The organism is Paenibacillus etheri (assembly GCF_001012825.1).
Classification (GTDB): Bacteria; Bacillota; Bacilli; order Paenibacillales; family Paenibacillaceae; genus Paenibacillus_AQ; species Paenibacillus_AQ etheri.
Genome location: NZ_LCZJ02000015.1, coordinates 1 through 26,603 on the forward strand (window position 1 = coordinate 1; position 26,603 = coordinate 26,603).

The window sequence follows — 26,603 nt, forward strand, 5'->3', positions numbered from 1 at the left end:
TTTTTTTTCTCAGGCGCAACAGAATGTGTATGGGATAAACAGGGAAGGGTAAATCTGCCGGCCAATTTAAGGCAGTATGCCAAACTGGACAAAGACTGTGTTATTCTGGGCGTTTCGAACCGGGTGGAAATCTGGAACAAAGAGCTATGGGAGCAGTACTTCGAACAGTCCGAGGAATCGTTCAACGAAATTGCCGAAAAATTGGTGGATTTCAATTTTGATCTATAAAACATAATATCGAATACTGTCCTGGAGGGATGCAGCTTGTTTCACCACATCACGGTGCTTAAAGAAGAAGCGACAGAAGGGCTGCACATCAAAAAAGACGGAATCTATGTAGATTGCACTCTCGGTGGAGCAGGCCACAGCGCATTAATTGCTTCCAAACTTAGCGGCGAAGGCCGATTAATCTGTTTGGATCAAGATGATTGGGCTTTGGAGAACGCAAAAGAAAGATTAGCGGAATACGGAGACAAGGTTGTGACTATTAAGACTAACTTCCGTGATCTGGAGAGTGTACTTAAGGATGTGCCCTTTGTGCCACAAAAAGATGGTATTCCCCAAGTAGATGGAGTGCTCTTTGATCTTGGCGTATCCTCACCCCAGTTTGACGAAGGGGAACGAGGCTTTAGTTACAATCATGATGCTCCGCTGGACATGCGCATGGATCAGTCAGCGCTTTTAACGGCTGCTGATATTGTGAATACGTGGTCCGAGCAGGAGATTGCCCGTGTGCTTTTCCAATATGGAGAAGAGAAATTCTCGCGGAGAATCGCTAAGAAAATTGTAGACAGAAGAGAAGAAAGTCCTGTGGAGACCACAGGAGAATTAGCAGAGCTTATCAAGGAAGGTATTCCGGCGGCTGCACGAAGAACGGGAGGGCATCCCGCTAAACGTAGTTTTCAAGGTTTACGGATTGCTGTTAACGACGAGTTGGGTGCTTTTGAAGAAGGATTACATAGCGCAGTGCGTTGCCTTGCACCAGAGGGTAGAGTCTCCGTTATCACTTTTCATTCACTCGAGGATCGGATTTGCAAGCAAATATTAAGCAGCTATTTAAGCAGATGTACATGCCCGCCTGACTTTCCGTTTTGTGTATGCGGCGCGAAAGGCACGCTTAAGTTAATCAACCGCAAACCGCTTGTGCCTTCTGAAGAAGAGCTTGAGCTTAATACTCGAGCCCGTTCAGCTAAGCTGCGCATTGCAGAAAAATTGTAATTGACGATAAAGGAGAGTCAGAGATGGCCTATACCCGCGGCAATTTAGCAGTTCAGCCCAAAAGAAAAGAAGAGATAAACCCCCTTTACCGCGAGAAGACAAAAGTAGTTACCAAACGAAGAGTACTTCCGCTGCAAGAGAAACTTTTGTATATGCTGACGCTAGGAGTATGCGTTTTGGTGGCTATCACCCTGATTTCACGTTACGTTCATATTTATGATTTGAACTTGCAGGCCCAGAAATTAGATATGGATATAGCGACTGCTAAGAAGCAAATTTCCACGTTTGAGATGGAGAAGCAGAATTTGGAGCAGAAGGTTGCCCAAAAGGCAAAGGATCTTGGCTACGTAGCTCCGGATGAAAATGCTACCATCTTTATTCCGGCGAGTCCGCTATCGACTGAAGGCGATAATTAGTGAGCGATTGGCAAGATCGCAATAAAAAAATTGTGAGGTTCGCTTATGGTAAAGAGAATAAAACTTCGCACGCTGTTTATAGGAGGGTGTATTACCCTCTTTTTTCTTGTTTTGATAGCTAGAGTGTTCTGGATTCAAATTATGGAGGGTTCAGAATGGCAAGAAAAGGCCGCTACACTTTGGGCGCACAGTTCGACTATCAAAGCAGAGCGAGGAACGATTTCTGACCGTAATGGGAGTGTGCTCGCAAGTGATGTCCCTGCTTATACTGTGGTTGTAAACCCGGCAGTCATTGCTGAAAAGGGAATTGGTGATGAGGTCGTAAAGGGATTGCATGAGCTACTCGGCAAGCCAGAAGATGAGCTGCGGAAGCTGGTTGAAGCTAAAGACGAGAACGGCAAATACCTCAAGAATCGTGAAGTTCGTAACGAAGGCTGGAAAATTGATCAGGATCTTGCCGATAAGGTGAAAGAATTCTATGTGGCGTTAGGTAAAGAACATAAAATTCAAGAAACTGGCATTGGTCTTGTTAGAGAGCAGAAACGATACTATCCTAAGGGTTCGCTTGCTGCGCATATATTAGGCTATACAGATCGTGATGGCAAGGCGATTATGGGGCTGGAAAAATCCTTGGATGAACAGCTTAAGGGTTCAGATGGTAAGCTGCTTTATCAAAGTGACGGTCAAGGGGTTAAGCTGCCAGATTCAAAAGATACCTATAAACCCGTAGTAAATGGCAGTGATTTCAAACTTACAATCGACAGTACGATCCAGCAATATATACAAGAGGCTATGGAAAAGGCATATGCGCAATATAAGCCGAAAAGTATGAGTGTCATTGCCGCTGATCCGAATACGATGGAAATTTTGGGGATGGCGAATATGCCTACCTTTGATCCTAATAAATATATGGATACAGGTGCTGATGCAGCGGGTTTCTACAATCATGCTATCAAATCAACTTATGAGCCTGGTTCGACCTTCAAAATTGTTACACTTGCTGCAGCTGTAGAAGAGAAGCTTTTTGATCCCGTAGCTACATTTCTGTCAGGATCTATCAGAATTAAGGGGTACAGTAAGGCGTTACATGATATTAATCGTGCCGGTTGGGGGCAAATCAGTTTCCTGGAAGGTGTGAAGCGGTCTAGTAACGTTCTTTTTGTAAAGCTTTATGAAATGCTCGGACAAGATAGACTTTTACAGTATATTGATGATTTCGGCTTCAACGGGAAGACAGGAATCGATTTGCCAGGGGAAGCTAGTGGGGTTGTTAACCCTAACCTTGGACGTCCTATCGAAATTGCTACACTCTCATATGGGCATGGTAAAGTGCTAGTTACCCCGCTTCAACAGTTAGTTGCTGTATCTGCTATCGCCAATGGTGGGAAATTGATGACTCCATATGTGGTAAAAGAGGTTACGGACCCAAACACCGGAGAGACTAAGGTTACTCAGCCTAGTGAAGTGCGTCAGGTGATTGATGAGGCAAGTGCCAAGAAAACCGGTGAATACTTGGAGCAGGTAGTTGCCGACCAAGTCAAAGGGACAGGCCGCAACGCTCACATTGAAGGTTACCGTGTGGCAGGTAAGACAGGAACAGCTATCAAAGTTGAAGGTAAGGATTACGTGAAGTCCAAAGTACTGGTCTCCTTTATTGGTTATGCACCAGTGAATGATCCAAAAATCGCTGTTATTGTTATTATTGATGAACCGAACGTTGAGGTTGGCGGTGGTAAAGCTGCAGCTCCTGTATTTAAAGAAATCGTATCTCAGTCTCTGCAATACATGGGAGTTCCAAAGTTAGCAACTGAAACTAATGATAAAGACAGTAAAAAAACGGTTAAATCTGAAGCGCCTGTACTCCGGACCACACCTGATTTGAAGGGCAAGACGATGAAGGAAGCAAGAGAGACGCTTTTGGATCAAGGTTTTGATTTTGAAGTTGTAGGTGTAGAAGCTTCTGTGGAAAGCCAGTATCCAGAATCTGGAACTAAGCTTTCTCCAGGCCAGCGTATATACTTATTAAGCAAGCAAGGGGATAAGCCTACTATTCCTAATTTGCAAGGAGAGTCGCTGCGTGATGCACTTGAGGTTCTGTCACTTCTAAAAGTGGAGATTGCAGTAGAAGGCGAAGGATATGTCTCCGAGCAGATTGAAGGAACAAAGAATGGCAAGCCACTACTTACATTGAAGCTGAAACCACTAAATGATGACAGTGAAGATGTTCCTGCAACTTCGGCTGCTGATGAGGGTACAGAATCGGATAATGGGCCATAGGCTTGTTCTAACCCCTGTTTGTCCCGAATAGTCATGAAGATAAGAGCTCATGTCTATAGGTGAAAGCGGGGGAGAACGGAATGAAGGTTTCGAAGGTCGTAACACGGCGGAGAATGTTGTGGACGCTGCTGGGGCTGGCAGTGTTATTCGGTTCGCTGGTCGTGCGTCTTGCTTATGTGCAATTATCCCAAGGCGAGAAATTAAGTGACAAGGTAGAAGATTCCTTGCGCCGCAATATTCCTTTTACAGCCAAGCGTGGTGAAATCCTGGATCGTGAAGGTATACCGCTGGCCTATAATATCAGTACGCCTACGGTTTATGCGGTGCCTGTGCAGGTGAAGGAGAAGCAAAAGACAGCGCAGCAATTGGCGCCTCTGCTTGGGATGACCGAGGAGAAGCTGATGAGCTTGCTGACTAAAAAATCAATGTCGGTGAAACTACAGCCCGGCGGCCGCAAAATTACGATGGAACTTGCCGCGAGCATCCGTGATTTGCAGTTGCCGGGCATCGTTGTCGCTGAGGATAGCAAAAGATATTATCCTTACGGTGATCTTGCCGCGCATATACTAGGCTTTACAGGGATTGATAACCAAGGGATTACCGGAGTCGAGAACATATACGATAATTTGCTTAAAGGTATAGCAGGCAATATTTCGTATTTGTCTGACGCAGGTGGAAGACTCATGCCTGGATCATCGGAGAAATATTCTGCCCCTCAGGATGGACTTAATCTGCAATTGACCATTGATAAACAGATTCAATCCATTATGGAACGTGAGCTAGATCAAGCTATGGTAAAATATCAGGCGCAGGGTGCTTGGGCGATAGCGATGAATCCGAAGAATGGTGAAATTCTGGCCATGGCTAGTAGACCGGGGTATGAACCAGGTCTATATAAGGAATACGATCCGCAGATCTATAATCGGAATTTGCCGATTTGGATGACCTACGAACCTGGTTCGACTTTCAAAATCATCACACTCGCTGCAGCACTGCAAGAAGGCAAGGTAGACCTGCAAAATGATCATTTCTATGATCCTGGTTTTATCGAAGTGGCGGGTGCGAAGCTGCGCTGTTGGAAAAAAGGCGGCCACGGCAGTCAAACCTTCCTTCAGGTGGTTGAGAACTCCTGTAACCCTGGTTTTGTTGCTCTTGGGCAACGGCTGGGTAAAGAAACACTCTTCAAATATATTCGTGATTTTGGTTTCGGCAGCAAAACGGGAATTGATCTGAACGGAGAATCTAATGGGATTCTGTTCAAGCTTAGTCAAGTAGGTCCGGTAGAGCTTTCGACTACGGCCTTCGGCCAAGGAGTCTCGGTTACACCTATTCAGCAGATTGCTGCGGTATCCGCGGCAATCAATGGTGGAAATCTATATAAACCACATGTATCGAAAGCATGGGTTAATCCTGAAACTGGAGAAACCGTATCGGAGGTAAAGCCAGAGCTTATGCGGCAAGTCATCTCGGAGGAAACATCTAAGAAGGTGCGGGCAGCACTTGAGAGCGTAGTTGCCAAAGGCACGGGACGGCCGGCTTTCATAGACGGCTATCGTGTAGGTGGTAAGACAGGTACTGCACAGAAGGTCATTAACGGACGTTATTCTCCAACGGAGCATATTGTTTCTTTTATAGGCTTTGCGCCTGCAGATGATCCTCAAATTGTTGTGTATACTGCGGTTGATAATCCGAAAGGGATTCAATTTGGTGGTGTTGTTGCGGCTCCAATTGTACAGAATATTTTGGAGGACTCGCTGCACTATATGAAGGTTCCGGAACGCAGTGACCAGCTCCCCAAAACTTATAAGTATGGGGAAACTCCGATTATGACCGTGCCTGACCTTACAGGTGCAACCGTGCAAGATATCTATGAGGATTTAAATATGAATTTTAATCTGGCGCGTTCAGGATCCGGCAATACGGTCATCAATCAGGCTCCGAAAGCTGGGGCAAGAGTTGAACAGGGCTCGACCATAAGGATTTATATGGGAGCTTCTAGTGAATAGTGATAAAGGTATAAGGTTTAAGTTCAATTATAAGAAAGTATAAGTTTCACGTTATACTTTATCCTTATAATTCTCGCATAACCGCTTACCGTCCAAGGACGCCGAAGGCGTTTTAGCTTGTTATCCGAAAATGTAGAGTGAGGGATTACTATGAAAGTTACTGAATTATCTGCTTGTCTTGCTACTTCGCGCCTATATGGGGATGGGGAGGTGGAGATTACCGATCTTCAGACGGATTCCCGCCGTGTAAGTCCGGGAGATCTGTTTATCTGTTTACCGGGTCACACCGTAGACGGACACAAATTTGCGCCGCAAGCTGTAGCCTCTGGAGCAGCCGCTATCGTATGTGAGCATAAGCTAGAGCTTGATATTCCACAGATCGTTGTGGATGACTGCCGATTTGCGATGTCTGTTATGTCGAATGCATTCTTTGGCTCACCTAGCAGCCGAATGAGAATGATCGGGGTTACGGGTACAAATGGCAAGACAACAACGACTTATCTTATTGAGCGGATTATGCAAGACCAGAATATGAAGACGGGTCTGATTGGGACCATTCAAATGCGCTATGACGGCAAAAGCTACCCTATGTCAGGCACCACTCCAGAATCGCTAGATCTTCAGCGTTCGCTTCATGATATGGCCTCCAAAGGTGTGGAATGTTGCGTAATGGAAGTTTCCTCCCACGCGCTTCAGCAAGGACGTGTGAAGGGTGCGGACTTCCGTACGGCAATATTTACGAACTTAACCCAGGATCATTTGGATTATCATCATACAATGGAGGAGTATCGGGCGGTTAAAGGTCTTTTCTTCTCTAGACTAGGAAATGTGATCTCTCCTTGGAAAGAAGAACGCAAATATGCGGTGCTTAATGCTGATGATGAAGCTAGCCATTATTTTGCAGCCCAAACTGCGGCGGAAGTGATTACATATGGCATTGATAACAACGCTAATGTCCGAGCTTCGCAAATATCGATCACCGCAAAAGGAACTTTTTTCCATGTAGATACGTTTAAGGGTGAGACGGACATTTCGCTTCGTATGGTTGGTAAGTTTAATGTCTATAATGCACTTGCAGCAATTACGGCTGCGCTGTTGGAAGATGTGTCACTGTCAGATATCAAGACTAGTCTTGAGGCGATTGATGGGGTAGCTGGACGGGTGGAGTCAGTGGATGAGGGGCAAGAATATGCCGTTATCGTGGACTATGCACATACACCAGATGGGCTGGAAAATGTATTAAGAACGGTACGCGAATTTGCTACAGGTAAAGTGCTTACTGTCTTTGGCTGCGGAGGAGATAGAGACCGCACGAAACGTCCTTTAATGGGTAAGATAGCCGCAAAATATAGCGACATGATATTCGTAACCTCTGACAACCCTCGGACGGAGGACCCTGGGCTAATTCTGAAGGATATAGAAGCGGGACTAGTAGAGGATGGAGTCACCTCTGACCGGTATCATATGATTGTTGATCGCCGAGAAGCAATCGGGAAGGCTATTGAAATGGCAAGCTCTGGCGATGTAGTATTGATTGCGGGGAAAGGTCATGAGACCTATCAACTGATTGGCGGAGTGGTTCACGATTTCGATGACCGCATCGTCGCTAAAGAAGTTATAAGGGGTCGAAGCTATTGATTACAAGAACACTGGGACAAATTGCTGCGATGTGCGCAGGTGAACCTCCTGCTGCCGAAGCTATGAATATACCTCTTACGGGCGTCGTTACTGACTCCCGTAAGATTACTACAGGCTGCCTGTTTGTCCCTTTAACGGGAGACAAATTCGACGGTCATCATTATGCTGCTGCCTCTCTTGCTGCTGGTGCTGCAGGGACCTTGTGGCAGCGTGATAAAGGTCCTGCACCTGAGGGTGGCGGAGTCATTATTGTTGAAGATACGCTAGAGGCGCTTCAGAAGTTGTCCGCTGCGTATTTGAATGAGGTCGCTCCGAAGGTTGTCGCTGTTACGGGCAGCAATGGCAAAACAACGACAAAAGATATCATTATGGCCTTGCTCGAAATGCAGTACAAGGTGCACAAGACAGAGGGAAACTTCAATAATCATATTGGTCTTCCGCTCACGATTCTATCCATGGCTGAGGATACAGAGATTGCAGTTCTTGAAATGGGTATGAGCTCGCGGGGAGAAATTGCTCTGCTGGCTTCTTTGGCTGCACCAGATATTGCAGTCATTACTAATGTAGGTGAGTCGCATCTGCTGCAACTGGGATCCCGCAAAGAAATCGCCCGTGCCAAGCTGGAAATAGTCGAAGGGCTAAAGCCAGGTGGACTGCTAATTTATAACGGTGATGAACCGCTGCTGACTGAGGTAATGCAAGAGTCCACTTTTAAGGCTCCGGAGGGGATGGTATCCTTCCGTTTCGGCCTAAACGGGGATAATGATGATTATCCGACAGGGATGATGTCCCATAGTGGTGGTATGACGTTTACGTCAAGCCTTCATAAGGAACATGCTTTTACATTACCGCTGCCAGGCCAGCATAACGTTGTTAACGCGTTGGCTGCACTAGCGGTTGCTCGCCATTTTGGGGTTACGGAACAAAATGTAGAGAATGGGTTAAGTAAACTTAAGTTGACAGGCATGCGGATTGAAGTAATTAAGACATCTTCCGGACTTACACTTTTGAATGATGCTTATAATGCTAGTCCGACTTCTATGAAGGCGGCCATTGATGTGCTTCAAACTATGAAATGCAGAGGCAAAAAAATCGCAGTACTGGGGGACATGCTGGAACTTGGGCCTGATGAAATACAGTTTCATAAAGAAATTGGCTACTACCTTGACCCCGCAGTGACTGATTTTGTATATACCTTTGGTCCATTGTCAGTCCATATTGCAGAAGCTGCAAAGGAAAGATTCGGTAACGAGCGTGTGCTGGCTTTTACGGATAAGTCAGAATTAACAGCCGTCCTTATCGAGAAATGCAGTTCCAAGGATATTGTACTGTTCAAAGGATCTAGAGGGATGAGGCTTGAGGAAGTGCTTCAGAGCCTTAATAAAGAGATTAAAGAGACCTAATTAAATGGAGGGGGTGCACCCATGGATTATCAACTATTGTTATTGACTATTGCTGTTTCTTTTATCCTTGCGGTCATTGCCGCTCCGCTCTTCATTCCGCTACTGCGCAGGATGAAATTCGGACAGCAGGTGCGAGATGACGGACCGCAATCCCATTTAAAGAAAGCGGGAACGCCGACGATGGGCGGTATCGTAATCATCGTAGCCTTTACATTGGCTTATCTGAAATTTTCTGTGGTGAATAACGATTTTTACGTACTACTAGTGGCTACGTTAGGTTTTGGACTGATCGGATTTTTGGATGATTATATCAAAATCGTATTCAAGCGTTCTTTGGGCCTTACGGCGCGTCAAAAATTGTTCGGGCAGCTATTGGTAGGTGCAGTGATGTGCGGTCTGCTGATTTCTGCTGGGCATAGCACAAGTATCAGTGTGCCAGGTACTGATTTCAGCTTCGACTGGGGCGGCTTTTTCTACTATCCATTCATTATTATTATGATGATGGCAGTAACGAATGCCGTTAACTTTACCGATGGAGTAGATGGTTTGCTGTCTGGTGTAAGTGCGATTGCTTTGGCGGCTTATGCTGTTGTAGCGATGCAGGCAACCTCAATTGCAGCTGGAGTGTGTGCAGCGGCAATGATCGGGGCCGTTCTCGGGTTTCTGGTCTTTAATGCCCATCCTGCTAAGGTATTCATGGGAGATACAGGTTCATTTGGTATTGGCGGCGCGATAGGTGCGATTGCTATTGTCACAAAGAGTGAACTGCTGTTTCTAATTATTGGCGGTGTGTTTGTGGTGGAAATGTTATCTGTCGTGATACAGGTGGTTTCTTTCAAAACCCGTGGCAAACGTGTATTCAGAATGAGCCCGATTCACCATCATTTTGAACTTGGTGGCTGGTCGGAGTGGCGAGTGGTAATTTCGTTCTGGGCGGTAAGTTTGGTATTAGCCGCTGTTGGACTATTTATTAGCAAGGGGTTGTAGCGAATGAAACATCCAGATATGTACCGTGGTGAAGAAGTTGTGGTTCTTGGGCTCGCAAAAAGCGGTGTCCAGGTTGCTAAAGTGCTGCATGATCGAGGCGCTGTAGTTACGGTGAACGATAAAAAGGAAAGAGATCAAAGTCCCGAAGCTTCCGAATTGGAATCTTTGGGAATTTGTGTTATAAGCGGTGGGCATCCGGATGGACTGATTCATGAAGGTGTAAGTCTGGTCATTAAGAACCCAGGCATTCCTTATTCTGCGCCTCCTGTGCAAAAGGCTCTTGAGCTTGGCATTGAAGTAGTTACAGAGGTAGAGGTTGCTTACCGTCTTTGTGCAGCGCCGATGATTGGCATCACGGGATCCAATGGCAAGACGACAACGACGACCTGGGTAGGTCAAATGCTGGAAGCTGCAGGTATGAATCCGATTGTTGCAGGTAACATTGGCACGCCTCTCTGTGAGGCTGCGCAAGAAGCTACAGAGGATAACTGGATGGTGGTCGAACTCAGCAGCTTCCAGCTCAAAGGTACGGAGACTTTCCGCCCCAAAATAGGTTGTTTGTTGAATATTGCGGAGACCCACCTGGATTATCATGGGAGCATGAAGGATTATGTCGATTCCAAAGCAAAGCTGTTCGCCAATCAAGTAGCTACGGATACGGCTGTGCTGAACTGGGACGATCCTTTTTGCCGGGAACTTGTGCCGTATATGAAAGCTGCTATTCTTCCGTTCTCTATGTCCGAGGAGCTCACTTATGGTGTGTTTGTTAGCCCATCTTATATTACGGGTCAAGACGACGATCTGAAGCGCCGCATCATCTATCGCGAATCTGCAGACCAAGAAACAATCATTGCTGATGTGGATTCCATTGGCCTTCCAGGACGTTTCAACGTGGGAAATGCACTGGCTGCATGTGGAATTGCCATTGCTGCTGGAGCTGACCCCTCTTTATTGGGCGAAGTGCTTGCTTCCTTTCGCGGTGTGGAGCACCGGCTGGAGTATGTGGCTGATAAGGCTGGAGCCACTTATTATAATAACTCCAAAGCAACGAACTCCAAAGCGACGATTATGGCATTAACGTCCTTCCAACGCCCCGTAGTGCTGATCGCTGGTGGATTAGACCGTGGTTCCGATTATTTGGAGCTGCTGCCTGTCCTGAGCGGACGTGTTAAAGCGTTAGTGGCGTTAGGGGAAACTAAGGACAAGCTAACGAATGTAGCGCAGCTGGCAGGATTAAAGCAGATTATCTCCGTCGATAATGGGGAGAGTGCCGCCGCCGTGCTTGAACAAGCTGTGCAGGAAGCTTCCGCTCTGGCGGAAGAAGGAGATATCGTTCTTTTGTCTCCTGCCTGTGCAAGTTGGGATATGTTTACATCCTATGAAGAGCGCGGGCGTATTTTTAAAGAGGCGGTGCATAACCTTTAAGTAGGGGGGTGGATAAGCCCCATCCCTACTACGGATGCAAGAGGTGTGCTCCTGATGAACAAAACTCGTCATGCTCCCGATATTTGGTTGCTGATTCCAATTCTATCTTTGCTGGTGATCGGCATGGTGATGGTATACAGCGCCGGGTCCGTTCTGGGCTTCCGCAATTATGGAGATTCGTTTTACTTTGTAAAAAGACAGCTTTTGTTTGCAGGACTAGGACTGGTCGCAATGTTCGTTACGGCGAATACCGATTACAGGGTGCTGAAAAAGCTGGCTAAGCCAGCGCTTCTGATCTGCTTTTTCTTACTTGTTATTGTGCTTATCCCTGGTATTGGTGTAGTACGCGGGGGGGCGCGCAGCTGGCTAGGAATTAGCTCCTTCGGGATTCAGCCTTCCGAGTTCATGAAGATGGGGATGATTCTATTCTTAGCCAATTGGCTAGGAAAAGAGGAATACGACATCACTTCCTTCACACGCGGCTTGCTCCCACCACTTGCGCTCATTGGGTCAGCCTTCGCGCTAATCATGCTGCAGCCGGATCTGGGTACAGGTACCGTTATGTTTGGTGCAGCCTTGATGATGGTCTTCACAGCAGGGGCTAGAATGAAGCATTTACTTTCACTTGGAGTAGCTGGAGCGGCAGGGTTTGTTGCTTTGATTGCAGCAGCGCCTTACCGGTTGCAGCGGATTACCGCTTTTCTTGATCCTTGGTCCGATCCCCTTGGAGCAGGCTACCAGATTATTCAGTCGCTATATGCGATCGGTCCTGGGGGGCTCGGTGGTCTTGGATTAGGAATGAGCCGGCAGAAGTACAGTTATGTACCTGAGCCGCAAACTGATTTTATTTTTTCTATATTGGCCGAAGAACTTGGATTTATTGGTGGTTTGGCTGTATTGATCCTATTTCTTATTCTAATCTGGCGCGGGATGAAGGTGGCGATGAGTCTGCCTGACCGTTTTGGAAGCTATTTGGCTGTTGGCATCGTCTGTATGGTGGCTGTGCAAGTCATTATTAATATTGGTGTTGTTATCGGTCTAATGCCTGTAACGGGCATCACGCTTCCTCTGATTAGTTATGGTGGATCTTCGCTTACACTGATGCTGACATCCCTAGGCATTCTATTGAACTTATCCCGTTTTGCGAGGTGAAAGAGATGCGTATCGTATTAAGCGGCGGGGGCACGGGTGGACATATCTATCCTGCGCTCGCTGTTGCTAGGCAAATGGAGATGGAAGATAGCAAATCTACCTTCCTGTATATTGGTGGAACGCGTGGCTTAGAGAGTAAGCTGGTCCCCCAAGAGAATATCCCTTTCAAATCTATCGACATCACTGGCTTTCGGCGCAAGCTGTCCATGGACAACGTCAAGACCGTGATGCGTTTCTTAAAGGGCGTTAAGGCTTCCAAAGAAATGTTAAGAGAGTTTAAGCCAGATGTTGTGATTGGAACAGGCGGTTATGTGTGTGGTCCGGTTGTTTATGCTGCATCCCGGTTAGGAATTCCTACTTTGATCCATGAACAAAATGCTATACCAGGTCTAACCAATCGCTTTCTGAGTCGGTATGCGAGTACAGTTGCCGTAAGCTTTGAAGGCACAGAGTCCTCTTTTCCGGGGAGCAAACATGTGATTTATACTGGTAATCCACGTGCTACAACAGTTACTACTGCAAGTCCACAACGTGGATTCGCATCGCTGGGTATTTCGGATGGCAGTACTGTTGTTTTGGTGGTTGGCGGCAGCCAGGGAGCTAAGGCTATTAATAGAGCCATGATTGAAATGGCCCCATTAGTGGGTAAGGGTAATGGAGTTCATTATGTGTATGTTACAGGTGAACCCTATTTTGAAGAGACCCGGGCGGAATTGCGTCAAAAGCTCGGTAGCTTACCAAACTGGTTGCATGTCCTTCCTTATGTTCATAATATGCCAGAGGTGTTGGCTTGTACCTCCTTGATCGTAAATCGGGCGGGAGCATCCTTTCTCGCTGAGATTACAGCGCTGGGTATTCCCTCTGTACTCATTCCGTCTCCTAATGTGACGAACAACCATCAGGAGGCGAATGCAAGACAGTTGGAAGGTGAAGGTGCTGCTGTGGTGCTGCTTGAGAAAGATTTAAACGGCACGGCTCTTTATGAGGCGGTTCAAACAATCATCGTATCTGAGGCAGTGCGGGAGCAGATGTCTGCGGCCTCCAAACGACTCGGGAAAAGAGACTCTGCCGCAGTAGTTACAAGCGAGCTCAGAAGACTTGCGGCTAAGAAGTCTTAAGATAATCATCGTTTTCCATAAGGGTTTTCCTTATTGGCAGCTCTCTGTCACACACTTGGAGGAACGAACATAGGATAATCCTATAATCGTGACAATCACCCAGGACACTTCCAAACCTGAGATGTAGTGCAGGATATTCTTGAAATATAAGAAAGTATAAGTTCACGTTATACATTATCCTTATATTTCTCGCTTAAACGCTTATCGTCCTTATAAAGGACGCCGTAGACGTTTATACTTGTACATTTCAAATGAGCTTGTAACGGAAGTGTTTGTGGTGGGTGAGCGGTAATCTCGGAGGTGATACATTGGACAAATTGGTGATTGAGGGTGGAAGTCCCCTGTCAGGCACCATTCGTATCCATGGAGCAAAAAATGCGGCGCTGCCGATTCTAGCGGCAAGCCTGCTGGCCGAAGGAGTTCACTCACTGCATAATGTGCCGAAGCTGCTGGACATCGAGACTATGCTAGACATCCTAGATCGGCTGGGCTGCAGGTGCGTGCATCAAGAGGATACGGTGACGATAGATACGTCTGCCGTCGGAACATCTCATATTCCTGAGGATTTAATGCGGCAGATGAGATCTTCCATTTTTCTAATGGGACCGCTGTTATCCAGATTTGGAGAGGTAACGATCTATCAGCCTGGGGGCTGTGCGATTGGAGAACGTAAAATCGATCTTCATCTACAGGGACTTAAGGCGCTAGGGGCAGAGATCGAGGAGAGCAACGGAAGAATATTCTGTCGGAGTTCTAAGCTTGTAGGGAGTGATATTCATCTCGACTATCCAAGTGTAGGAGCAACGGAGAATATTATGATGGCTGCCGCAAAGGCAGAGGGAACAACAACGATATCGGGGGCAGCGAGAGAGCCGGAGATACAGGACCTGCAGCAATTTTTGAATAGTATGGGTGCTCAGATTATCGGTGCAGGTACGGACACGATCACGATTCAAGGGGTGAAAAACCTATATCCCTGTACGTACGAGGTGATACCTGATCGGATTGTGGCTGGAACCGTAATGATTGCTGCAGCAGCTACACGAGGGAATGTGACTTTGACACATGCCAATGCGGGGCATCTGACTTCGCTTATTCATGTGCTAAAGCGGGCTGGTGTTCAAATCACAGTGTGCAATGATATAATTAATATCAGTTGTATGGGACGTCCACGTGCTGTTGAGAGAATTGTGACTTCTCCTTACCCTTCTTTCCCAACGGATCTGCAATCTCAGGTGATGGTGCTGTTGTCTCTCGCCGATGGCTTCAGTGTAATCAAGGAGACGGTGTTTGAGGGACGATTCAAGCATGTTGAAGAAATGGCTCGGATGGGCGCTGATATTTCTATCGATTTGAATCGTGCGTTTATTCGCGGCGTTCAGAGATTGTATGGTGCTACTGTGGAAGCTACTGACTTGCGGGCTGGCGCGGCTCTGGTTATTGCTGGGCTCGCTGCACAAGGGACTACAGTCGTTGAGCAAGCACACCACATTGACCGTGGGTATGATGGAATAGAGAAGCTGTTTCAGAAGCTTGGCGCGCGTATAAGCCGCAAGGTACCTGTACCGGATCCACTTGATTTGGCCAATTAAAGCTCCCTGTCTCCTTCAGTTCTACCAAGGAAGGAGACAGGGCCTTATTACGGAGATATGAGAATGACAACAACCCGATTACCTCTTCTTAAAGAGGACAAGCCTAAGAAAAAAATGAGCCGTAAGATTACGGCGATCCTTCTGCTGTTGTTCACTGCGCTTCTTGCTGTGATTTTTTTTAGATCGTCTATTAGTCACATTACAGTGATAGATTTTCAGGGAAGCAAGTATTCTACTAGTGAGGAATTACTTTCGCAAAGTGGAATTCATATAGGCGGACAATTTTTTGCCGTTTCTACGAAGTCTGTGGAACAATCTCTGTTGGAGCTTAAGACGGTCAAAGATGTGAGCGTAAAGAAGGATTTCCCCGGGGTAATCACAGTGAAGATTGAAGAATACCCTGCGGTGGCTTATGAACTGGAACAGGGAGGCATCTTGAAGGCGATACTGTCGAGTGGAGCAGCGGTGTCTGTTAATGAGACTGGTATTGCTGTAGAGAAACCTATATTAACCAACTGGGATCCGGCTGATCCTAATAAGGCTATCCTATGTCAAACGCTTGGAAGTATTTCTAATGAATTGACAAGTGATATCTCTGAGATTGTTCCCTCACCAACCTTGTCATTTCCGGACCGTATCAAGCTCTATACTAGATCTCGTTTCGAGGTGATTACATCCATCTCTTTATTGAAGAGCAAAGTTGCCTATTTGAATCAGGTAATAGAGACTAAGGAGCCTGGACTTATCACAATGCTTGAAGCCGACTCGTATGTTCCTTTTCAGGTCGAAAGTGACGAGCAAAAGAGCGATGAGCAAAAAGATGTGCAAGAGTAGAGTAGAGGTCAATAGTCCCTACTAATAGAGTTGAAAAAATGCTACAATCGGAGTTACGGGCAAGAAGCTATATCCCTCTTTTTTCTTCGATTTTTTTGAAATATAATCAATATATGGTTGTTAATAACTAAAAAAGGATTATATTTCTTGTGATAATTGTCATTCTTATAAAAATTATGAGTGACTATTCACATTTAGGGATGTTGGAATATTATTCCGTTCAAAAAATTTGTAGAAAAAAGAGGGAAAGGGTTAGGTATGTTGAATATGTACAGAGAAGTTTCCCGGGATCGGGGTAAGATTATGCAAATTATTTTGATTATAACAGGAGGTGCCATAGGACTTGAGCAACAATGACATCATTGTTAGTTTGGACATCGGTACATCCAAAGTTCGGGCAATAATTGGGGAAGTTACCAATGGAACCTTTAATATTATTGGCGTTGGATCTGCTGATTCGGAAGGAATACGTAAAGGCGCGATTGTAGATATCGACCAAACTGTGCAATCGATCAAAAGTGCTATAGATCATGCAGAGCAAATGGTGGGTATTCAAATATCAGAGGTTTATGTAGGCATTTCCGGTAATCATATTGGCCTGCAATCCAGCCACGGTGTCGTGGCCGTTCAGAATGAGGATCGTGAAATCGGTGAGGATGATATCGATCGCGTTATTAAAGCTGCGGAAGTCATCGCTATGCCTCCGGAGCGAGAAGTGATTGATGTTGTTCCTAAACAATTTATCGTCGATGGTCTCGAAGGTATTCAGGACCCGCGCGGGATGATTGGTGTTCGTTTAGAAGTAGACGCAACCATCGTTACGGGTGCAAAGACGCCAATACATAATCTACTACGCTGTGTTGAGAAATCAGGGCTGAAAGTGAAGGATCTTGTGCTGATGTCTCTCGGTGCTGGTGGATTGGCGCTATCCAAGGACGAGAAATCGATGGGATCTGTTCTGGTTGATATCGGTGCCGGGTCGACAACGATAGCCATATACGAAGAAAGTTCCCTTTGTGCAACCTCCACGATTCCGATCGGAGGAGAATTTGTAACTAATGACATTGCATACGGATTACGTACACTTACTGATCAAGCGGAGAAAGTAAAGCTGAAGTATGGTTGCGCATGGATTGACGATGCAGCCCCTGACGTTGTCTTCAAAGTGCTGCGCATTGGCAGTAACGTGGAGAAGGAATTTAACCAAGAGGATTTAGCGGCAATTATCGAACCACGGGTGCAAGAAATCTTCCATCTGATTAAACAGGAAGTGAAACGGCTTGGTTACAGTGAACTACCTGGAGGTTATATACTAACGGGTGGAACTGTTTCGATGCCTGGCGTATTAAAGGCGGCTCAGACTGAGTTGGCCGCATCTGTACGCATCGCTGTACCGGATTATATCGGTGTACGGGACCCTGGGTTTACCGGAGGTGTTGGTATCCTGCATAATGTTGTCCGTAGCTTCCGTGGAAGAAGTAGTGGTGGAAGCAGCAATAAAAAGACGGTCAACCGGAGTAAGCAGAATGCCACTCCAAAGCAGGAAACGGTTCAGAAGACCGGGTTTGTCGAGCGTCTAAAGAATATGTTCAGCGAGTTTATATAAGTGTAAGTCCAGATATACTTGGACCGGCCATCCAAGCACATTGAGGGGGAGATGGAACAATATGTTAGAATTTGATTTTGAAATGGAGAGCTTGGCGCAAATAAAAGTCATCGGCGTGGGCGGCGGAGGTAGTAATGCTGTCAACCGAATGATTGAAAATGGCGTTCAGGGTGTAGAATTTATTACGGTTAACACAGACGCCCAAGCGTTGCATATGGCCAAATCGGAGCACAAGCTGCAAATCGGGGACAAGCTGACCCGCGGGTTGGGTGCAGGAGCTAATCCTGAAGTCGGTAAGAAGGCAGCGGAAGAATCCCGTGACTTGATCTCTAATACCCTTAAGGGCGCAGATATGGTGTTTGTTACTGCAGGGATGGGTGGCGGTACAGGAACGGGTGCAGCACCAGTTATAGCTGAAATTGCTAGAGAGTGCGGAGCCTTGACTGTGGGTGTAGTTACTCGCCCGTTCACTTTTGAAGGAAGAAAACGTTATAACCAGGCAATGCTTGGAATCGAAGCTTTGAAAGAAAAAGTCGACACGCTAATCGTCATTCCAAATGACCGTTTGCTTGAGATCGTTGATAAGAAAACTCCGATGCTAGAAGCTTTCCGTGAAGCAGATAATGTTCTCCGGCAGGCTGTTCAAGGTATCTCTGACCTAATTAAGGTTCCTGGTCTGATTAACCTTGACTTTGCGGATGTAAAGACGATCATGACGGAGCGCGGATCAGCGCTTATGGGAATTGGTATTGCGAATGGTGAGAACCGTGCGTCAGAAGCCGCACGCAAAGCCATCATGAGTCCACTCCTAGAAACGTCTATTGAAGGTGCACGCGGCGTAATCATGAACATTACGGGAGGATCCAACCTCTCTCTATACGAAGTTAATGAAGCGGCTGAGATCGTTACATCCGCCTCTGATCCTGAAGTGAATATGATCTTTGGTGCGATTATCGATGAAGACCTGAAGGATGATATCAAAGTAACAGTAATTGCTACTGGCTTTGAACATAAACCTTCGCCTGCTGAACCAGGACGCCGTCCAGTCTCGACGAATAACGAGCCTGCAGCACCGGATAAGAGCGCAGCTAATTTACGTCCATTCGGCAATCAGAATACTTCTGACCAGCTCGATATTCCGACGTTCCTGCGTAATCGTAATCGGGGCAACAACGATTAATTAAAGAGAATCAAGATTATACGAGAACACCGTATCGCTTAGCTGATTAGCTATGGCGTTACGGTGTTTTTTGCGTAAAAGTAAGTAAGGATCAAGCAAGACTATGAACGGCACTGTGTAGCTCCAAGGGCAGGACCTACATTATTTTTCATTGTGGGACTTGGTCTGAGAACGCATGAAAGTTTTTGAAATAAAAGACTAAGAAATTCTATGAAGTAGGAATAATTCCTCACGCGCTATAACTCGACAAAAAAACCGCAAGAATGCCCCCCAAGTTTAGACAGACTTTGAATGCGAGACTTTCTATACTAATCATATCGTCCAAAAAACAGAGCCTGATCCATTTTGGCTACAGGATAGATTCCGCCATTAAGCAGGTGAATGCACTGGTTGTTTATATTGACTTGATATTCGCCGCCAATCTAGTGATCGACGGAATTCTTTTGTGGCTGACAGGCTGGATGGTTAAGCTGAGAATCTCATGGTGGCGCTTAATTCTCTCAGCTCTCGTTGGCGCACTGTATGTGGTGATGATGTTTGTACCGGAGCTGTCTTTCATGTATACCTTCCTTATTAAGTTTGGATTGTCGGTGGTTATGCTATGGATTGCCTTTGGTTTTGGGAGTCTGCAAAGCTACCTTCGCACTATGGGAGCTTTCTATATTATCAATTTTGCAGCCGCAGGTGGGATTGTTGGTATTCACTATTTGCTGCAGAGCTCCAGCGATATTTGGAATGGTATTATGTTCACTGCTTCAGGAGGGCATGCCTACGGCCTAAAGATCGGCTTTTGGTTTGTCATTGCAGTATTTCCCCTGGTATTAATCTGCTTCAAGGCAGTGCATTCTTCACGAATCAGAAGGGAGCAGCTTGAAACCTATATCGGTGAGGTGGTTGTTGAAATTGATGGAGTAAGTGTTTCCTGTCCTGGCCTGTTAGACACAGGTAATCGTCTCTGTGATCCTTTGACCCGCATACCGGTGATGGTGATGGAATCGACGCTCTGGGAGGGGCATCTGCCTGCTGCATGGAAAGGGAGACTCACTCAGGATGGTGCGGACAGACTTTTGCTAGAAACGGACGGGCAGTCGTTTGCTTGGCAGGATAGGATGCGACTAGTACCTTATAGGGGGATTAACCGTGGGGCATCATTTATGCTCGCACTGAAGCCGGACCTTGTGACGATAAAGCTTGGTGAAGATATCTTTTATACTAAAAGAGTCTTGATTGGGCTGGATGGCGGGACACTCTCAGGAGATGGAGCCTATCGGGCGGTCATACATCCGGATTTAACTCAAAAAGAGAGCGCCACTGATGCAGCACTACCTTCCTAATCTTTAAAGCTAGCTGAACCAAACTTCTGATGGCTGAAAGCGGGAATTGAAAGCTTCATACGCTAACCGTGTACTTCTTGGAGGAGGAACAATAATGGTCAAATGGAAAATTGCTCTGCAGCTGCAATATTACCGCATGCTGTTTCTACTGGGGCTGAAGAGTCAGGAAATCTACTATATTGGCGGGAGTGAGGCTCTACCTCCACCGCTGACACGGGAGGAAGAAGAGTATCTGCTTCAGCGGCTATCCAGCGGCGATGCAGCTGTTCGTGCGATGCTGATTGAGCGTAACCTGCGTCTAGTAGTGTATATCGCTCGTAAATTTGAGAATACCGGAATCAATATTGAAGACTTGGTTTCGATAGGGGCTATCGGATTAATCAAGGCGGTTAACACATTTGATCCCGAGAAAAAAATAAAATTAGCTACTTATGCATCACGTTGCATAGAGAATGAAATTTTGATGTATCTGCGGCGCAATAGCAAGACACGGAGCGAGGTTTCTTTTGATGAGCCTCTTAATATCGATTGGGATGGGAATGAGTTGCTGCTCTCAGATGTATTAGGAACGGAAAATGATACCATTTATCGGAACATTGAAGAACAGGTCGATCGCAAGCTGCTGCAAAAGGCGCTGGAAAAGCTGAGCGAACGGGAAAGACTCATTATGGAGCTGCGATTCGGACTGCGCGGAGGCGAAGAAAAGACGCAAAAAGATGTGGCGGATCTGCTCGGTATTTCCCAATCTTACATTTCTCGTCTGGAGAAACGAATTATTAAGCGGCTGCGTAAGGAGTTTAACAAGATGGTGTAAGGTGAAATTAGCAAGGAATAAAATGGCCAACCCGGGAGATAATGTACAGTAATGTTTCTCCTTGGGAGGTAAATCATCATGACCCGAAATAAAGTCGAGATTTGCGGTGTGGATACTGCTAAGCTGCCTGTTCTAACGAATGTGGAAATGCGGCAACTGTTCACTTCGCTGCAGCAGCAGGGCGAGCGATCCGCCAGAGAGAAATTGGTAAATGGTAATCTTAGGCTCGTTCTAAGTGTTATCCAGAGGTTCAATAATAGGGGAGAATTTGTTGACGATTTGTTCCAGGTGGGCTGCATCGGTCTGATGAAAGCCATCGATAATTTCGATTTATCACAAAACGTTAAGTTCTCCACATATGCGGTTCCGATGATTATTGGTGAGATCCGCCGTTACTTGCGTGATAACAACCCGATTCGAGTATCGCGTTCACTCAGAGACATTGCTTACAAGGCGCTACAGGTTCGCGATAGTCTGACCAATCAGAATTCGCGCGAACCGACGATATTCGAAATCTCTGAAGCACTTGGTGTACCGAAGGAAGATGTAGTCTTTGCCCTTGATGCTATTCAGGATCCAGTGTCCTTATTCGAACCGATCTATCATGACGGTGGCGATCCTATTTATGTAATGGACCAGATTAGCGATGATAAGAATAAGGATGTGTCGTGGATCGAAGAAATCGCCTTACGTGAAGCGATGCGTAAGTTGGGTCAAAGGGAGAAACGAATTTTATCCATGCGGTTTTTCGAAGGGAAAACTCAGATGGAGGTCGCAGATGAGATTGGTATCTCACAGGCACAGGTCTCACGTCTAGAGAAATCTGCGATTCAGCAAATGCAAAAGCATGTGAAGTCTTAAATCGTCTGAAATGAGGAGATATCTAGAATCCGTTAAAAGGATTTTAGGTGATCTCCTCTTTTTAATGGTTAAGCATCTAAGCATAGCTTCACTTTGTGGGGATATTTCATGCATGTGGCCAAGCTTTCATAACATATATTGGACTATAGGTCTGATTGTACAGGGGTGGTGAGATGAACGAGGATTATGTAGGATCAGCTAAAAAAATGAAAATCTCTGATTTTCAGACTAAGGACGTTATTAATATTGTAGACGGCAAGCGGCTGGGCCAAATCAGTGACTTAGAACTTGATTTACGCCGAGGTGTCATTGATGCCATCGTAATTCCGGGATACACTCGGTTTATGGGATTGTTCGGAGGCGGAACAGATCTGATTATTCCATGGCGAAATATTGTCAAAATCGGGTCTGATGTAGTGCTTGTGAAGATTGAAGAATCAAGAATGCCTCAAGGGCAGGACGAGCGAGAAACAATGTATTTGGAACGAGGGGACCGAAGCGAACGGCGCACTTATTAATTAGGTGCGTTTTTTGTTTTTTATAAAAGAATTGAAAGGGGTATAGCTTAAAAAGTTAGAAAATTGAGCGTTCTAGCTTAAGCAGCATTTTGTGGGGGTATTTACATGTGGTACACTAAGGCGGAGGTGAGGATATGGAACCGTTTGTGCAGGGGAAGGAAACACTGATGCTGCTCCATCTGGACCCTTGGCGTGTGGAGCATAAGGAAATTACAGCAGGTTTTACCGGTAGACAGGGAGGGGCTAGCAAAAAGCCTTATGACAGCCTGAATTGTGCATTTCATGTTGGGGATGCTCCGGAAGATGTCTTAAAGAATCGTAGGGCGCTTGCGGAAGCTCTTGATTTCAAGCCGGAAGCTTGGACCTGTGGCGAACAAACCCATGGAGCAGAAATAGCAGTGGTAAGGGAAGCTGATCGTGGTCGGGGGCAAAAGGATAGAAACTCGGCATTTCAAGCAACCGATGGTTTGCTTACAGATGTACCGGGAGTTTTACTGACTTCTTTTTATGCGGATTGCGTGCCCCTTTACTTTTATGATCCAGTGCACCAAGCCGTCGGGCTTGCGCATGCTGGCTGGAAGGGAACCGTGGCCCAGATTGCAGCCGCCATGGTGAGTAAAATGGAGACCATTTACGGAAGCCATCCACAGGACATTATTGCAGCGATCGGACCCTCCATTGGTGACTGCTGTTATGAAGTGGACGATTATGTGATGGAGCATGTCCGCCAATTGGAGGGTGATCTGAGCAAGCTAACAGAAACTGCTGGTACTGTGGGGCTATACAGAACATCTGACACAGATGAGAACAAATACATGCTAAACTTGAAAGAAATGAATCGACGCATTATGATTAAAGCAGGAATATTGCCGACTCATATCGAATGTACATCTTTGTGTACAAGCTGTAATCAAGATTTGTTTTTTTCTTATCGTAAAGAAAATGGGGTTACAGGCAGGATGACGAGCTGGATCGGAATAAAGGAGAGTTGAAAGTTGGCTTTAACACTGCAGGAAAGAATTGCTGAGGTAGAGGAACGTGTAGCACGTGCCTGCGCGGCAAGCGGCCGGGATCGAAATGACGTCAAGGTAATTGCAGTGACGAAATATGTTTCTCTGGAAATGGTGTCCTCCGTATTGGAGGCAGGCCTAGAGCATATTGCCGAGAGTCGCTGGCAGGATGCTGAGCACAAATGGAAGGTTTTAGGGAACCAAGGGACATGGCATTTTATCGGGCATTTGCAGACCAATAAGGTTAAAGACGTTATTGGCAAGTTTCAATATATACACTCTTTGGACCGCATATCCCTGGCACAAGAATTACACAAAAAGGCGATTGCCGCAGATCAAGAAGTGAATGTCTTTCTTCAAGTAAACATCTCTGGAGAAGATACGAAATTTGGTCTGTCGCCTGAGGCGGTACCTGGATTTTTACGTGAAATTGCTAGTCTCGACCATGTAAAAGTAATTGGACTAATGACAATGGCGCCTTTAGAAGGTGATCCGGAGCTTACCCGCCCTGTATTTCGCGGACTTCGTGAGCTGCGCGATGAGCTCAATCAACTTGCTTTGACACCTGAGCCGATTACGGAGCTATCGATGGGAATGTCGAATGATTTTGAAGTGGCGATACAGGAAGGAGCCACCTGGGTACGCCTGGGTACGGTGTTAGTAGGCCATTAGGAGGGATCGTGATGAGCGTTATGAACCGATTTATGAGTTTTTTGGGCTTGCAGGAGGAAGAAGAAGTTGTGGAGCGGGAGCAAATCCACGAAGAGGATGAGTATGAGCCAGCCCCTGTCGAAACCCGCAAAAATCAAAGAGGCAACGTTGTCAGTATCCATTCGCAGAAGAATGTAAAAGTTGTACTTTATGAGCCACGTTCGTATGATGAGGCGCAGGAAATTGCTGATCATCTCCGTTCTCACCGGACGGTAGTGATCAATCTTCAGCGTGTCCGTAATGATCAAGCGATGAGAATTATTGATTTTTTAAGTGGAACCGTTTATGCCCTTGGGGGAGGAATCTCTAAAATTGGGGGCAATATATTTATGTGCACGCCAGATACCGTTGAAATTCAAGGTGCTATTACGGAAATCCTAGGTGACGATCCAGACTATAACAGAATGAGGTGAATGAGCTTTGCTCCAAATTGATTCCATTATTGATATGTTGTTTAATATTTATTTTTACATGATTATTTTCTATGTACTGATGTCGTGGTTACCAAATGTTCGTGAGAACTTTATCGGAGAACTGCTAAGTAAGCTTGTTGAACCGTATTTGACGCCATTTCGTCGATTTATTCCGCCACTCTTTGGTACGCTTGATATTTCCCCGATCATTGCACTACTCGTCTTGGAATTTGCGGCAGGTGGACTCAAATCCATTTTGCACTTGATTTTTTAGGCAGAAGTGATGAAGACAGAAGTTTACGGGCATTTTCATCCCGACGAAAGACAATTTGTGGACAAGGCTTGGGAATGGGTTACCCATGCTGGAGAATATCATGAGACGAAACTGACAGAATTTCTAGATCCGCGCCAAGGATTTATTTTGCAAAGTCTCGTAAACCGTCATCCAGACGTTATCGTCAGATGGGAAGGCGGACACCCTGAGGCGGAGCGGAAGCGAGCACTCGTTGCTCCCGATTATCGTGATCTGGATCATGAGGATATGGAGCTAAAGGTTCTTGCGATAACCTCTGGTGAACAAAAGTTTCTGGCGCTTGAGCATGGAGACTACATGGGCTCTATTCTGGGTCTTGGAGTAAAACGTGGCAAGATCGGTGATATTCATGTTCTGGAAGATGGTTGTCATGTGGTAGTAGCTGCAGATATTGCAGATTATTTATCCATGAATTTAACTGGAGTGCACCGGATACAGGTGAGTACGGAGGTATTGCCACTTTCTTCCTTGCGTAATAGTGAGGTGAAGCTGGAAACGATGGATTTGACTGTAGCGTCCCTACGATTGGATGGCATTGCCGCAGATGTAACACGGCTAAGCCGAAGCAAAATTCTTGCTCCCATCAAGGCTGGACGAGTTCGGGTAAATTGGAAAGTGGAGGAAGACCCTTCCTGCGCACTTAAAGATGGTGACATGGTATCTATTCAAGGATTCGGTCGATTCAAGGTTTTAGAGGTCGGTAGTTTGACGAAAAAGGGTCGATATCGTGTTCAAGTTGGTAAATTTGTGTGAATCCCTTGCAGGAATCCGGCTTTACTTGTCGAAATTGATTATTTCGAGGGAATCAAACATTTTTAAAGCAGGACGCCGATATTTTATAAAAGAGGCGAACCATGAATGGCAGTTGGAACGTCGATACATCCTCTGCCTTTACTTGAAGTACAGTCTTTCTTCTTTGTCTGCTGCGCAGGTATGGTTCAGAGACTTAGAAGGTCCGAAATTTCTAGGAGGTGCACAGCATGCCATTAACACCGCTCGATATACATAACAAGGAGTTCTCTCGGAGACTTCGCGGTTATGATGAGGACGAGGTCAACGAATTTCTGGATCAAGTAATTAAGGATTACGAAAGCGTCATCCGTGAGAACAAAGAGCTGCAGAATCAGCTTTTATCCATTCAAGAACGTTTGGATCATTTTGTGAATATTGAAGAGAGTTTATCGAAGACAATCTTAGTCGCTCAGGAAGCGGCGGATGATGTGAAGAACAACTCCAAGAAGGAATCGCAGCTTATTATCAAGGAAGCGGAAAAGAACGCAGACCGGATTATTAACGAAGCGTTATCCAAATCCCGTAAGGTTGCTATTGAGACTGAAGAACTGCGCAAGCAAGCTTCGATCTATCGCACTCGTTTCCGTACATTGGTGGAAGCTCAGCTCGAGCTGTTGTCACAGGATGACTGGAATGCCTTGGAGAGTCGTGAGGCGAGCGAGAACGTAACTTTTAAGGATGATGTTCTACATCGTATCTAATGCATTATGATGAATGAATGCTGATTTTCTCTGAAATAGGGGTATTACTTGAATTTATAGGGGGGGAATTCCCTCTAATTTATAATTCCATGCTAAAATCGGCTAAATAGAGGGAGTTATTCCCTCTATTTTTATTGTGCGCTAAAATCGATCATAATACTTCCGCCCGCGCAGGTATACTCCTAATTGCGGATTTGGCTAGCGGTTGTTGACATTTAGACTTAAAAAGTCTATAAATAGAACATATCTGTATAATGTTTATATGTATTCGATGACGGGACAAG

At 45.9% G+C, this 26,603-nt stretch carries 25 protein-coding genes and 1 other annotated feature (1 of these 26 running past the window's edge); all 25 genes read left to right on the forward strand.

The genetic code is table 11. The features are described 5' to 3' along the window. Window positions 1–228, forward strand: a 228-nt coding sequence (locus UQ64_RS02995) for a division/cell wall cluster transcriptional repressor MraZ (protein WP_425339565.1), incomplete at its 5' end; no start/stop codon positions are given. 36 nt (window positions 229–264) lie between these two features. After that, entirely contained in the window at window positions 265–1,218 is a 954-nt protein-coding gene (rsmH, locus tag UQ64_RS03000; RefSeq protein ID WP_060622043.1) for a 16S rRNA (cytosine(1402)-N(4))-methyltransferase RsmH, read from the forward strand. A 23-nt stretch (window positions 1,219–1,241) separates the two neighbouring features. Beyond that, on the forward strand, window positions 1,242–1,634 hold the full coding sequence (locus UQ64_RS03005; protein ID WP_060622044.1) for a hypothetical protein: 393 nt from the start codon (window positions 1,242–1,244) through the stop codon (window positions 1,632–1,634). Window positions 1,635–1,679: 45 nt separating this feature from the next. Then, the gene (locus UQ64_RS03010) at window positions 1,680–3,911 is read left to right on the forward strand and encodes a penicillin-binding transpeptidase domain-containing protein (protein ID WP_060622045.1); all 2,232 of its coding nucleotides are present in this window, start codon (window positions 1,680–1,682) and stop codon (window positions 3,909–3,911) included. Between the two features lie 80 nt (window positions 3,912–3,991). Beyond that, a complete protein-coding gene (locus UQ64_RS03015) occupies window positions 3,992–5,917 on the forward strand; it encodes a stage V sporulation protein D (RefSeq protein ID WP_060622046.1) in 1,926 nt (641 codons plus the stop codon). Between the two features lie 150 nt (window positions 5,918–6,067). Then, window positions 6,068–7,555 carry a UDP-N-acetylmuramoyl-L-alanyl-D-glutamate--2,6-diaminopimelate ligase gene (locus UQ64_RS03020; protein WP_060622047.1) on the forward strand — a complete coding sequence of 496 codons (1,488 nt, stop codon included), beginning with the start codon at window positions 6,068–6,070 and terminating at the stop codon, window positions 7,553–7,555. Further along, window positions 7,552–8,958: a UDP-N-acetylmuramoyl-tripeptide--D-alanyl-D-alanine ligase gene (locus UQ64_RS03025; RefSeq protein ID WP_060622048.1), complete on the forward strand. Its 1,407-nt coding sequence runs from the start codon at window positions 7,552–7,554 to the stop codon at window positions 8,956–8,958. The genes UQ64_RS03020 and UQ64_RS03025 overlap by 4 nt, the downstream gene beginning before the upstream one ends. 21 nt (window positions 8,959–8,979) lie before the next feature. Next, complete coding sequence (mraY, locus tag UQ64_RS03030) at window positions 8,980–9,945, forward strand: phospho-N-acetylmuramoyl-pentapeptide-transferase (RefSeq protein ID WP_042130241.1); 966 nt, start codon at window positions 8,980–8,982, stop codon at window positions 9,943–9,945. Window positions 9,946–9,948: 3 nt separating this feature from the next. Further along, window positions 9,949–11,370 carry a UDP-N-acetylmuramoyl-L-alanine--D-glutamate ligase gene (murD, locus tag UQ64_RS03035; protein WP_060622049.1) on the forward strand — a complete coding sequence of 474 codons (1,422 nt, stop codon included), beginning with the start codon at window positions 9,949–9,951 and terminating at the stop codon, window positions 11,368–11,370. Window positions 11,371–11,424: 54 nt separating this feature from the next. Further along, complete coding sequence (spoVE, locus tag UQ64_RS03040) at window positions 11,425–12,522, forward strand: stage V sporulation protein E (protein WP_042130238.1); 1,098 nt, start codon at window positions 11,425–11,427, stop codon at window positions 12,520–12,522. A 5-nt stretch (window positions 12,523–12,527) separates the two neighbouring features. Beyond that, window positions 12,528–13,640, forward strand: coding sequence for an undecaprenyldiphospho-muramoylpentapeptide beta-N-acetylglucosaminyltransferase (gene murG / locus UQ64_RS03045; protein WP_060622050.1), 1,113 nt, complete (start codon window positions 12,528–12,530; stop codon window positions 13,638–13,640). A gap of 308 nt (window positions 13,641–13,948) precedes the next feature. Further along, on the forward strand, window positions 13,949–15,232 hold the full coding sequence (gene murA, locus UQ64_RS03050) for a UDP-N-acetylglucosamine 1-carboxyvinyltransferase (RefSeq protein WP_060622051.1): 1,284 nt from the start codon (window positions 13,949–13,951) through the stop codon (window positions 15,230–15,232). Window positions 15,233–15,295: 63 nt separating this feature from the next. Further along, a complete protein-coding gene (locus UQ64_RS03055) occupies window positions 15,296–16,066 on the forward strand; it encodes a cell division protein FtsQ/DivIB (RefSeq protein WP_060622052.1) in 771 nt (256 codons plus the stop codon). Window positions 16,067–16,409: 343 nt separating this feature from the next. After that, the gene (ftsA, locus tag UQ64_RS03060) at window positions 16,410–17,672 is read left to right on the forward strand and encodes a cell division protein FtsA (protein ID WP_060622053.1); all 1,263 of its coding nucleotides are present in this window, start codon (window positions 16,410–16,412) and stop codon (window positions 17,670–17,672) included. A gap of 61 nt (window positions 17,673–17,733) precedes the next feature. Further along, a complete protein-coding gene (gene ftsZ, locus UQ64_RS03065) occupies window positions 17,734–18,852 on the forward strand; it encodes a cell division protein FtsZ (protein WP_060622054.1) in 1,119 nt (372 codons plus the stop codon). A 386-nt stretch (window positions 18,853–19,238) separates the two neighbouring features. Beyond that, window positions 19,239–20,186, forward strand: coding sequence for a sigma-E processing peptidase SpoIIGA (gene spoIIGA, locus UQ64_RS03070; protein ID WP_060622149.1), 948 nt, complete (start codon window positions 19,239–19,241; stop codon window positions 20,184–20,186). 91 nt (window positions 20,187–20,277) lie between these two features. Further along, window positions 20,278–21,000: an RNA polymerase sporulation sigma factor SigE gene (gene sigE / locus UQ64_RS03075; RefSeq protein ID WP_028530613.1), complete on the forward strand. Its 723-nt coding sequence runs from the start codon at window positions 20,278–20,280 to the stop codon at window positions 20,998–21,000. Window positions 21,001–21,078: 78 nt separating this feature from the next. Continuing rightward, complete coding sequence (gene sigG, locus UQ64_RS03080) at window positions 21,079–21,861, forward strand: RNA polymerase sporulation sigma factor SigG (RefSeq protein ID WP_036683631.1); 783 nt, start codon at window positions 21,079–21,081, stop codon at window positions 21,859–21,861. A 173-nt stretch (window positions 21,862–22,034) separates the two neighbouring features. Next, window positions 22,035–22,379, forward strand: coding sequence for a YlmC/YmxH family sporulation protein (locus UQ64_RS03085; RefSeq protein WP_060622055.1), 345 nt, complete (start codon window positions 22,035–22,037; stop codon window positions 22,377–22,379). A 134-nt stretch (window positions 22,380–22,513) separates the two neighbouring features. Continuing rightward, on the forward strand, window positions 22,514–23,371 hold the full coding sequence (pgeF, locus tag UQ64_RS03090) for a peptidoglycan editing factor PgeF (RefSeq protein WP_060622056.1): 858 nt from the start codon (window positions 22,514–22,516) through the stop codon (window positions 23,369–23,371). Window positions 23,372–23,374: 3 nt separating this feature from the next. Next, a complete protein-coding gene (locus tag UQ64_RS03095; RefSeq protein ID WP_060622057.1) occupies window positions 23,375–24,061 on the forward strand; it encodes a YggS family pyridoxal phosphate-dependent enzyme in 687 nt (228 codons plus the stop codon). A gap of 11 nt (window positions 24,062–24,072) precedes the next feature. Beyond that, complete coding sequence (locus UQ64_RS03100; RefSeq protein WP_042190833.1) at window positions 24,073–24,513, forward strand: cell division protein SepF; 441 nt, start codon at window positions 24,073–24,075, stop codon at window positions 24,511–24,513. Window positions 24,514–24,547: 34 nt separating this feature from the next. Further along, complete coding sequence (locus UQ64_RS03105; RefSeq protein ID WP_060622150.1) at window positions 24,548–24,787, forward strand: YggT family protein; 240 nt, start codon at window positions 24,548–24,550, stop codon at window positions 24,785–24,787. Window positions 24,788–24,796: 9 nt separating this feature from the next. Next, the gene (locus tag UQ64_RS03110) at window positions 24,797–25,579 is read left to right on the forward strand and encodes a YlmH family RNA-binding protein (RefSeq protein ID WP_060622058.1); all 783 of its coding nucleotides are present in this window, start codon (window positions 24,797–24,799) and stop codon (window positions 25,577–25,579) included. A 227-nt stretch (window positions 25,580–25,806) separates the two neighbouring features. Further along, the gene (locus UQ64_RS03115; RefSeq protein ID WP_042130215.1) at window positions 25,807–26,319 is read left to right on the forward strand and encodes a DivIVA domain-containing protein; all 513 of its coding nucleotides are present in this window, start codon (window positions 25,807–25,809) and stop codon (window positions 26,317–26,319) included. 262 nt (window positions 26,320–26,581) lie between these two features. Continuing rightward, window positions 26,582–26,603 (forward strand) — a binding site (T-box leader); it runs 253 nt beyond the window's last position.

Bases quoted from the DNA above. Each gene is read 5' to 3' on its own strand.
- UQ64_RS03110 (WP_060622058.1), top strand. From the start codon at position 24,797: ATGAAGACAGAAGTTTACGGGCATTTTCATCCCGACGAAAGACAATTT.
- mraY (WP_042130241.1), top strand. From the start codon at position 8,980: ATGGATTATCAACTATTGTTATTGACTATTGCTGTTTCTTTTATCCTT.
- UQ64_RS03015 (WP_060622046.1), top strand. From the start codon at position 3,992: ATGAAGGTTTCGAAGGTCGTAACACGGCGGAGAATGTTGTGGACGCTG.
- murD (WP_060622049.1), top strand. From the start codon at position 9,949: ATGAAACATCCAGATATGTACCGTGGTGAAGAAGTTGTGGTTCTTGGG.
- UQ64_RS03115 (WP_042130215.1), top strand. From the start codon at position 25,807: ATGCCATTAACACCGCTCGATATACATAACAAGGAGTTCTCTCGGAGA.
- sigG (WP_036683631.1), top strand. From the start codon at position 21,079: ATGACCCGAAATAAAGTCGAGATTTGCGGTGTGGATACTGCTAAGCTG.
- UQ64_RS03085 (WP_060622055.1), top strand. From the start codon at position 22,035: ATGAACGAGGATTATGTAGGATCAGCTAAAAAAATGAAAATCTCTGAT.
- ftsZ (WP_060622054.1), top strand. From the start codon at position 17,734: ATGTTAGAATTTGATTTTGAAATGGAGAGCTTGGCGCAAATAAAAGTC.
- UQ64_RS03100 (WP_042190833.1), top strand. From the start codon at position 24,073: ATGAGCGTTATGAACCGATTTATGAGTTTTTTGGGCTTGCAGGAGGAA.
- UQ64_RS03020 (WP_060622047.1), top strand. From the start codon at position 6,068: ATGAAAGTTACTGAATTATCTGCTTGTCTTGCTACTTCGCGCCTATAT.
- spoVE (WP_042130238.1), top strand. From the start codon at position 11,425: ATGAACAAAACTCGTCATGCTCCCGATATTTGGTTGCTGATTCCAATT.
- UQ64_RS03010 (WP_060622045.1), top strand. From the start codon at position 1,680: ATGGTAAAGAGAATAAAACTTCGCACGCTGTTTATAGGAGGGTGTATT.
- murG (WP_060622050.1), top strand. From the start codon at position 12,528: ATGCGTATCGTATTAAGCGGCGGGGGCACGGGTGGACATATCTATCCT.
- UQ64_RS03055 (WP_060622052.1), top strand. From the start codon at position 15,296: ATGACAACAACCCGATTACCTCTTCTTAAAGAGGACAAGCCTAAGAAA.
- UQ64_RS03005 (WP_060622044.1), top strand. From the start codon at position 1,242: ATGGCCTATACCCGCGGCAATTTAGCAGTTCAGCCCAAAAGAAAAGAA.
- UQ64_RS03105 (WP_060622150.1), top strand. From the start codon at position 24,548: ATGTTGTTTAATATTTATTTTTACATGATTATTTTCTATGTACTGATG.
- pgeF (WP_060622056.1), top strand. From the start codon at position 22,514: ATGGAACCGTTTGTGCAGGGGAAGGAAACACTGATGCTGCTCCATCTG.